The following is a 7,837-nucleotide window of genomic DNA, read 5'->3' on the forward strand; positions in this document are numbered from 1 at the left end:
AAGCAGCGTCAACGCTCGCTGCGCCAGCCCGCGATGCCGACCGCGATCATCCGCAGCTGTTTGACGGCGACCCGTCGGATGTCTTCGAGCGCTTCGCTGCTCTGGGCGTCTTCGATCGCCTCGGCGATGGCAATCATGGCATTGACGAACAACGTTGCCAACACGTTGAGGTCCTCGGTGCTCCAGTCGTGCAGTCCCGGGAAACGCGCCAGGTCGGTCGCCAATTCGGAGGTGATCAAACGGATCTCGGTCCGGATGGCGTAACGCATCACGCTCAGCCCACTGTTTCGCTCGCGGCCTATCAGGCGCCAGTGTTCGCGCCGTTCGGCGACGCTGGCGATCAGGATCTCCGCTGATGATTCGATCACCCGGTTGGGGTCGAGCTTGCCGGCGCGCGCGGCGCGCAGGGTGTCGCGCAGCGAGCGGAACGACTCGTCGATCAGCACCAGCCCGAGTGCCTCCATCGATTCGAAGTGACGGTAGAAGGCGGTCGGAACGATCCCGGCCTCCCGGGTGACTTCGCGCAGGCTGAGGCTGGAAAAGTTGCGGTCCTGCTGCAACGTCAGCGCCGCGTCGATGATGGCGCGCCTGGTGGCCTCCTTGCGCTCCTCGCGCGAGCGGCTGTCGCGGGTGCGCTCGCATCCAGAACCCCGTGACCGTGACCCGGGTGTACGGCTGTTCACTGTGTGAACCCTAACACAGCGAGGAGTCCAACTCTTGACGTGCTGCCCTTGTCGGCAACATCGTGTACATATGTTCACTCAAAGCACGCACACCTCCGGTGGAACCCTCGCCCGGGCCTTCCGGACGCGGGTTCTGGGTTCCGACCTTCTGGATCTGCTCACAGGTCCGCACGGCGTCGACCGGTACACCGAGCTGGTGGCGCCGACCTGGACGCGGGGAGAAGCCCGCGCCAGGGTCGTCGACGCGCGCCGGACGACCCCGCGCAGCGTCACCCTCACGCTCGCCCCGAACGCGACCTTCACCACCGCCCACGCCGTCAAGGCCGGTCAGTACGTCAACCTCACCGTCGAGATCGATGGCCGCCGGCACACCCGCTGCTATTCACCGGCCAACGCCGAAGGCGCGGCCAACCTCGAGTTGACGGTCGGTCGTCACGACGGCGGGCTGGTGTCGGACTATCTCTACCACCGCGCCCGCCGCGGCATGGTCGTCGGCGTGACCGGGGTCGGCGGCGACTTCGTCCTGCCGGAGCGGCGGCCGCGGCGAATCCTGTTCGTCTCCGGCGGCAGCGGCATCACGCCGGTCATGGCGATGCTGCGCACCCTGGTCGCCGAGGGGCACCCGGGCACGCCCGGCGCCGAGGTCGCGTTCGTCCACTACGCGCGCACCCCCGCGGAGGCGTGCTATCGCGACGAGCTGGCCGCGCTGTCCGGCGTCCGGGTGCTGCACGGCTACACCCGGTCCGGCGGGGGCGAGCTCACCGGCCGCTGCGGGCAGAAACACCTCGCCGCCGCCATGACGGCACCGGATGCGGTGTTCGTCTGCGGCCCGGCCGCACTGGTCGAGGCGGTTCGTGAGCACTGCGGCGACAACGTCTACTCCGAGAGCTTCGTGCCGCCGGCACTTGGGGCGCCGGCATTCGGGGCGCCGTTGGGCGGGCGAATCACATTCTCCGACAGCGCCGTCGGCGTTGTCGACGACGGCCGTACGTTGCTCGAGCAGGCCGAGTCGGCCGGTCTGGCGCCGGCCAGCGGATGCCGGATGGGCATCTGCCACACCTGCACGCGGCGCAAGACCGCCGGCACCGTGCGCAACCTGATGACCGGCGCGGTCTCGACCGTCCCCGACGACGACGTGCAGATCTGCGTCTCCGTCCCGGTCGGCGACGTCGACATCGCGCTCTAGCAACCCCACACACGACCCCACGGGAGAAATGTCATGTCACAGAACACGATCACGCTGACTCCGGAGCAGGCCGAGGCCTTCGGCCGCGAACTCGACGCCATCCGGGACCGCGTCATGGCCGACCTCGGACAAGAGGACGCCGACTACATCCGCCGCGTCATCAAGGTCCAGCGCGTGCTGGAGGTCGGCGGCCGCGCGTTGCTGTTCCTGCCCCCGGCCTGGCCGGTGGGCACGACGATGCTGGGCTTGTCGAAGATCCTCGACAATATGGAGATCGGCCACAACGTCATGCACGGCCAGTACGACTGGATGCGCGACCCGGCGATCTCCGGCCGCTCCTTCGAGTGGGACACCGCCTGCCCCGCCGACCAGTGGCGGCACTCGCACAACTACATGCATCACACCTACACCAACATCGTGGGCATGGACCGCGACATCGGCTACGGGATCCTGCGGATGAGCGAGGACCAGCCGTGGGAGCCCTACTTCCTGGGCAACCCGCTCTACGCGTTCCTGCTGATGGTGCTCTTCCAGTACGGCGTCGCGCTGCACGAACTGGAAAGCGAGCGCATCCGCGCCGGCGAGATCCGTCTTGCCGACAAGCGCGAGGTCCTGCGCGAGATCTGGCGCAAGACCCGCCGCCAGACACTCAAGGACTACGTCGCCTTCCCGCTGCTGGCCGGGCCGTTCGCGCCGTTCGTGTTCGCGGGCAACCTCTCGGCGAACCTGATGCGCAACGTCTGGTCGTACATGATCATCTTCTGCGGCCACTTCCCCGACGGCACGCAGGAATTCACCGTCGAGGAGACCAAGGACGAGTCCCGCGGCATGTGGTATCTCCGCCAGGTCCTCGGCTCGGCGAACCTGACCGGCGGCACGCTCTTCCACCTGCTGTCGGGCAACCTGTCGCACCAGATCGAGCACCACCTGTTCCCGGACATGCCGGCGCGCCGCTACCCCCAGATCGCGCCGGAGGTGCAGGAGATCTGCCGGCGCTACGGCATCCCCTACAACCGCGGCCCGCTGCTGCGCCAGTTCGGGACCGTTGTGCGCAAGATCGTCAAGCTCACCGTGCCGGACTCGGTGCTGGGGAACGACCGGGCCGGCACGCCGGCCGAGCGGGTCCCGGTCGCGGCGTGACCGGCCGTCGAGCCTGCACTCGCCGCGTGCCCGGTAACGGATAGCCCTGGGCGCGGTCTCGATTCGGCCCGGGGGCCCCATTGGGCTGCTGACGGGGGACAATGGTCGGCATGGAATGGACCGGCGCGCGGTACGCGGACCGACCGACGGTGGAAGCGTCGACGTGGATCGACGCCACCCCGGCCCGCGTCTGGAGCCTGGTCTGCGACATCAGTCTGATGCCGACACTGAGCGACGAGCTGCAGTCGGTGGAGTGGGCCGAGGGCGCCGACGGCCCGCGCGTCGGTGCCCGCTTCGCCGGCCACAACGAACACCAGGTATTCGGGCGCTGGACCAGCACGTCGGCGATCGTGTCCTGCGACGAGCCGCACGAATTCGCCTGGGCGGTCGGCGAACCCGATGCTCCGGCGGCCACCTGGCGATTCCGGCTGACCCCGCGCGACGGCGGGACCTTGCTGCACTACTGGGCGCAGCTGGGGCCCGGGCGCTCGGGTCTGTCGCTCGCGATCGAGTCGATGCCCGACAAGGAGCAGAAGATCGTCTTCGTGCGGCTGCGGGAGTTCGAGGCTTCGATCAACAAGACGCTGTCGGCGATCAAGAGGCTGGCCGAGCACGGGGTGCGGTGACGTGATGCGGACCGCGACGACGGTCGAGCTGTCCGGTGCCGCCGATGAGGTCGCCGACGTCGTCGCGTTCGCCGTCGAGGCGGAGAAGCTGGGTGTGGACGTGTGCTGGGTCGCCGAGGCGTGGGGCGCTGACGCGGTGTCGGCGCTGGGCTACCTGGCCGCCCGCACCGACCGCATGGTGCTGGGCTCCGGTGTGCTGCAGGCCGGGACCCGCTCGCCGGTTCTTCTCGCCCAGACTGCGATCACGCTGTCGAACCTGTCGGGCGGGCGGTTCCTGCTCGGGCTGGGCGCGTCCGGCCCGCAGGTGATCGAGGGCCTGCACGGTGTCGCGTTCGGCCGGCCGCTGGCCCGCATCGCCGAGACCGTCGACGTCGTGCGGCAGGTCTTCGCGGGCGGCAAGATCGCGTACGCCGGCAACGAGTTTCAGATCCCGCGCCCCGGCGGTGAGGCGGTGCCGATGCGGTTGTCGACGCGGGCCGAACACGCCATCGGGATCTACCTGGCCGCGCTGTCACCGGCGATGCTGCGGTTGACGGGCCGGGTCGCCGACGGCTGGCTGGGCACCAGCTTCGTCCCGGAGGGCGCGTCGGGCGCCTACTTCGCCCACCTCGACGCGGGCCTGGCCGCCGCCGGACGCACCCGCGCCGACCTCGACGTCTGCCAGGGCGCCGAGGTCGCCTTCGCCGCGGACGAGGACGAACTGCGCAGCATGATCGCCGGCCGCAAGAGGGAACTGGCGTTCAGCCTCGGCGGCATGGGGTCGGCGAGCACGAACTTCTACAACCGGGCCTACAGCCGGCAGGGCTGGGCCGAGGTGGCCGCGGCGGTGCGGGAGCGCTGGCAGCGCGGCGACCGCGACGGGGCGACCGGCCTGGTCACCGACACGATGGTGCTGGGCACCACGCTGATCGGGACCGAGGAGATGGTGCGCGCGCGGCTGGCGGTCTGGCGCGACGCCGGTGTCGACACCGTGCGGCTGTATCCCGCCGGGGACACGCTGGAGGCCAGGCTGAGCACACTGGGCCGGGCCGTCGAGCTGGTCCAGGCGGCTTAATACACGGCCGTCGGCGCGTCGGCGGCGTTGACGAGGCTCACCTGCGGCCGCGCCGGCACCCCGTCGGCGAGGAACCAACGGAAGGCGAGGTTGCCGCGCGGATAGCCGAGCGTGGTCAGCGAATTCGGGTGTGCGGTCGTGGTGCGGGACAACACGGCCGTCACCGATCCGTCGGAATTGGGCACGGCGCTGTGGCCGTTGACCGAGCAGCGGGCATCGGGTCCCTCGCCGGCCCCGTAGGTGGCCATGAACTGGTTCCACACCACCAGGTTCCAGAACCGGCACGACGGCGGCCGGTGGGTGATGACCAGCGCCTCGTCGTCGGCGAGCACGAAGCTGCCGTAGGAATAGCAGGCGTCGCGCGCCGACCAGCCGAAGTTGGCGTCCGGAACCTGGTAGGGGTCCGCGAATTCGTTGGCGGCATGGGCGGTCTGGTGCCCGAGGGCGTGTGCCTCATCTTTGCTGACCCGGTCAGCTACCGCCAGCGGGACGATCGCGAACATGGTGCGCAGCCACGCCGCGGCGGCCCGCAGCGACGCGGCCGTCTCGGTGTCGCCGTGCCGGATCGGGTCCGGATCGTCGAGGGCCGCGATGTGCCACTCGACGGGGCGGCCGGACAGCGGGTCGGCCTGGTAGTCGCGGGTCATCAGCACGGCGGCGTCGGGAGTGGGCCCGAGTTCGAAGGAGAAGTTGCCGCCCGCATCGACGTCGAGATCGCTGTCCCGGACGATCGCCACGACGCGGTCCGACCACGCGCCCGGCGACGGTTCGTTGTAGGCGGTCAACGAGAAGTACACGCTGTCGCCCTTGTTGCCGCTGACGCGGTAGCGCCGCGCGGGATCGACCGGGCACAGCGAGTAGTAGGCGTCGGTGTTGTCCCCGCCCCAGCGGCGGTCGCGACGAAACGGGGTGTTGACCGCGACGAACTGTGGGCGCCCGGGCTCGGCGAACAGGTAGGCGTCGAACGCCACGCCCAGCGTGGTGGCCAGCATGCGGTAGCCGTCGGCGACGTGCCGGTCGTCGGTCACCGCCCGGTCGCCCTCCAGGAACGATCGGTCAAGGCCGCCAAGGGTTTCCAACAAATCCTGCCACGCTGCGGTCGACTCGTGCGTCATGCGCCGATTCCCTTCAGGAGTAGCTCGGTGGTGCGGTCGACCCACGCGTCGTCGAGTTCGTCGACGCGGGTGAGCAAACCCATCAGCGTGATGCCGGCGATGGCATCTACCAATGGGGAGGCCAGTTCGGTGGCGGTCACGTCGGGCCGGATCTCGCCGCGGTCCGCGGCCCGCGCCAGCAGCTCGGTGAGGCCGCCGCCGATGACGCCGGCGAATCGCTCAAGCAGTGCCGAGTGCAGGGTCGGGTCCGCGGCCATCTCGCCCACCAGCCCGGGCAAGGCCGCCCTGGCTGCGGGCGCGGTCAGGAAAGTCATTGAGCGAAGGACCATTTCGCGCAGGTCGTGGGGCAGCGACCCGGTGTCCGGCAGCTCGGTGGCGGCACCGGCCGGAAACACCGCCTCGTGCACCAGGTGCGCTTTGCTCGGCCAGCGCCGGTAGATCGCGGGCTTGCTGGTGCGGGCCCGTTCGGCGATGGCGGCCACCGACAGCCCGGGGTAGCCGGTCTCGGCCAGCAGCTCGACCGTCGCGCGCAGCACCGCATCGTCGATGCGCGGGTCGCGGGGGCGCCCAAAATCCACTGCCATTACGGAACTCAACGTAACATAAGTCGCTGTGACCCCCGTCCGCCTCGACGACCTGGCCGTGCCCCGCTTCGGCGACGATGCCCGGCAGCTCCTCGACATGATGTCCTCGATGGCGCCGCTGTGCCCGCTGGACGCCTTGGATGCCGCAGCGCTGCACGCCCAGGCCAGCGCCGACACCGGCCTGCACGACTTCGGCCCCGACGACTACCGCGAGCGCCTCGACGTCTACCTGGCGGCGCTGCGCGACCTCGACGGCCTGCACGAGGCGGGCGTCGTCAACTTCTACGGCCAGCTGCTGCAGCTGCTCAAGAACCGGCTGCTGCTGGCCGACCTGCTGCGCCGGCACCCCGAGATCGACGACATCGACCTGCAGCCGCCGGTGGTGATCGCCGGGCTGCCCCGCACCGGCACCACCCACCTGCACAACGTGCTGGCGGCGGCGCCCACCTTCCGTACCATGCCGTACTGGGAGAGCGTCGAACCGTTCCCCCTGCCGTCCGAAGCCGGTGCGGAGCCGGATCCGCGGCGCGCCCGGATGGATGTCGCCGTGGGGCTGATCAACACCGTGATGCCGCATTTCGCACTCATGCACGAGATGACCACCGACCACGTGCACGAAGAGATCCAGCTGCTGGCCAACGACTTCTCGACGATGTTGTTCGAGACGCTCGCGGAGGTGCCGCGCTGGCGCGAGTACTACCTGACCCACGACCAGACGCCGCACTACCGGTATCTGGCCACCCAACTGCGGGCGATGCAGTTCCTGCGCGGCGGGCGGCGCTGGCTGCTCAAGTCGCCGCAGCACCTCGAGCAGGTGCCGGTGCTGGACCGGGTCTTTCCCGACAGCATCGTGGTGTTCACCCACCGCGACCCGGTTCCGGTGGCGCTGTCGATGATCGCGATGATCACCTATTCCGCGCGGATGCACCGCTCGCCGGTGCCGGTGCAGCGGATCGCGGCCTCGTGGGTCGACCGGCTCGAGCGGTTGCTGACCGCGGTGGTGCGCGATCGCGACACCGTCGGCCCGGAACGTTCCGTCGACGTCCGCTTCGACGACTTCGTGGCCGACGAACTCGGTGTCGCCGAGCGGGTCTACGCCCTGGCCGGCGAGCCGTGCACCCGGGAGGCGCGCACGGCGATCGCCGGCTACCTCGACGGGCACCGACGAGGCCGGCTGGGCACCGTCGAGACGTCCGCGGAGATGTTCGGGCTCGACGAGGACGATCTGCGGGCGCGCTTCGCGCCGTACGTCGAGCGGTTCCTGGCGTAGCCGCTACGGTCGCCAGGCGCCGGCTGCGCACGTTGATGCGCACGTTTATGCGCAACGAAACATAAACCACTGCGCCGGGTCTCGGCGTGTCGTGTGTGTGGTTTATGTGTCGCGAAGGGTGGCGGAGAGCCGCGGCGTCACTCGACGCCGATCGTGACCTCGGTGGACTTGATGAACAC

Annotated in this window: 8 protein-coding genes; 5 read left to right on the forward strand and 3 right to left on the reverse strand. The window is 69.8% G+C overall.

Annotation, left to right across the window (positions count from 1 at the left end; genetic code table 11):
• Positions 1 to 8: 8 nt before the first annotated feature.
• Positions 9 to 683, reverse strand: a complete 675-nt coding sequence (locus AC2VOK_RS20175; protein ID WP_428902026.1) for a TetR family transcriptional regulator — start codon at positions 681 to 683, stop codon at positions 9 to 11.
• Between the two features lie 70 nt (positions 684 to 753).
• Between AC2VOK_RS20175 and AC2VOK_RS20180 the strand changes: the two genes are divergently transcribed.
• From AC2VOK_RS20180 to AC2VOK_RS20195, 4 genes are all read left to right on the forward strand, one after another.
• Entirely contained in the window at positions 754 to 1,869 is a 1,116-nt protein-coding gene (locus AC2VOK_RS20180) for a flavin reductase family protein (RefSeq protein ID WP_428902027.1), read from the forward strand.
• Positions 1,870 to 1,902: 33 nt separating this feature from the next.
• Positions 1,903 to 3,009, forward strand: coding sequence for a fatty acid desaturase family protein (locus AC2VOK_RS20185; RefSeq protein WP_428902028.1), 1,107 nt, complete (start codon positions 1,903 to 1,905; stop codon positions 3,007 to 3,009).
• 110 nt (positions 3,010 to 3,119) lie between these two features.
• Positions 3,120 to 3,635 (forward strand): SRPBCC family protein, encoded by a 516-nt coding sequence (locus AC2VOK_RS20190; protein WP_428902029.1) that lies wholly within the window; start codon positions 3,120 to 3,122, stop codon positions 3,633 to 3,635.
• Positions 3,636 to 3,639: 4 nt separating this feature from the next.
• Entirely contained in the window at positions 3,640 to 4,689 is a 1,050-nt protein-coding gene (locus tag AC2VOK_RS20195) for an LLM class flavin-dependent oxidoreductase (RefSeq protein WP_428902030.1), read from the forward strand.
• Here the strand turns inward: AC2VOK_RS20195 and AC2VOK_RS20200 are convergent.
• Positions 4,686 to 5,804 carry a DUF1214 domain-containing protein gene (locus AC2VOK_RS20200; RefSeq protein WP_428902031.1) on the reverse strand — a complete coding sequence of 373 codons (1,119 nt, stop codon included), beginning with the start codon at positions 5,802 to 5,804 and terminating at the stop codon, positions 4,686 to 4,688. The genes AC2VOK_RS20195 and AC2VOK_RS20200 overlap by 4 nt on opposite strands.
• Positions 5,801 to 6,388 (reverse strand): TetR/AcrR family transcriptional regulator, encoded by a 588-nt coding sequence (locus AC2VOK_RS20205; protein ID WP_428902032.1) that lies wholly within the window; start codon positions 6,386 to 6,388, stop codon positions 5,801 to 5,803. The genes AC2VOK_RS20200 and AC2VOK_RS20205 overlap by 4 nt, the downstream gene beginning before the upstream one ends.
• A 97-nt stretch (positions 6,389 to 6,485) precedes the next feature.
• Between AC2VOK_RS20205 and AC2VOK_RS20210 the strand changes: the two genes are divergently transcribed.
• The gene (locus tag AC2VOK_RS20210; protein WP_428902033.1) at positions 6,486 to 7,658 is read left to right on the forward strand and encodes a sulfotransferase family protein; all 1,173 of its coding nucleotides are present in this window, start codon (positions 6,486 to 6,488) and stop codon (positions 7,656 to 7,658) included.
• The last annotated feature ends 179 nt before the right edge of the window (positions 7,659 to 7,837 follow it).

The sequence above is a fragment of the Mycobacterium sp. TH-M116 genome, assembly GCF_057473685.1.

Coding starts and splice junctions, on each gene's coding strand:
- AC2VOK_RS20210 (WP_428902033.1), top strand. CDS start 6,486: ATGATGTCCTCGATGGCGCCGCTGTGCCCGCTGGACGCCTTGGATGCC.
- AC2VOK_RS20185 (WP_428902028.1), top strand. CDS start 1,903: ATGTCACAGAACACGATCACGCTGACTCCGGAGCAGGCCGAGGCCTTC.
- AC2VOK_RS20190 (WP_428902029.1), top strand. CDS start 3,120: ATGGAATGGACCGGCGCGCGGTACGCGGACCGACCGACGGTGGAAGCG.
- AC2VOK_RS20195 (WP_428902030.1), top strand. CDS start 3,640: ATGCGGACCGCGACGACGGTCGAGCTGTCCGGTGCCGCCGATGAGGTC.
- AC2VOK_RS20180 (WP_428902027.1), top strand. CDS start 754: ATGTTCACTCAAAGCACGCACACCTCCGGTGGAACCCTCGCCCGGGCC.
- AC2VOK_RS20205 (WP_428902032.1), bottom strand. CDS start 6,388: ATGGCAGTGGATTTTGGGCGCCCCCGCGACCCGCGCATCGACGATGCG.
- AC2VOK_RS20200 (WP_428902031.1), bottom strand. CDS start 5,804: ATGACGCACGAGTCGACCGCAGCGTGGCAGGATTTGTTGGAAACCCTT.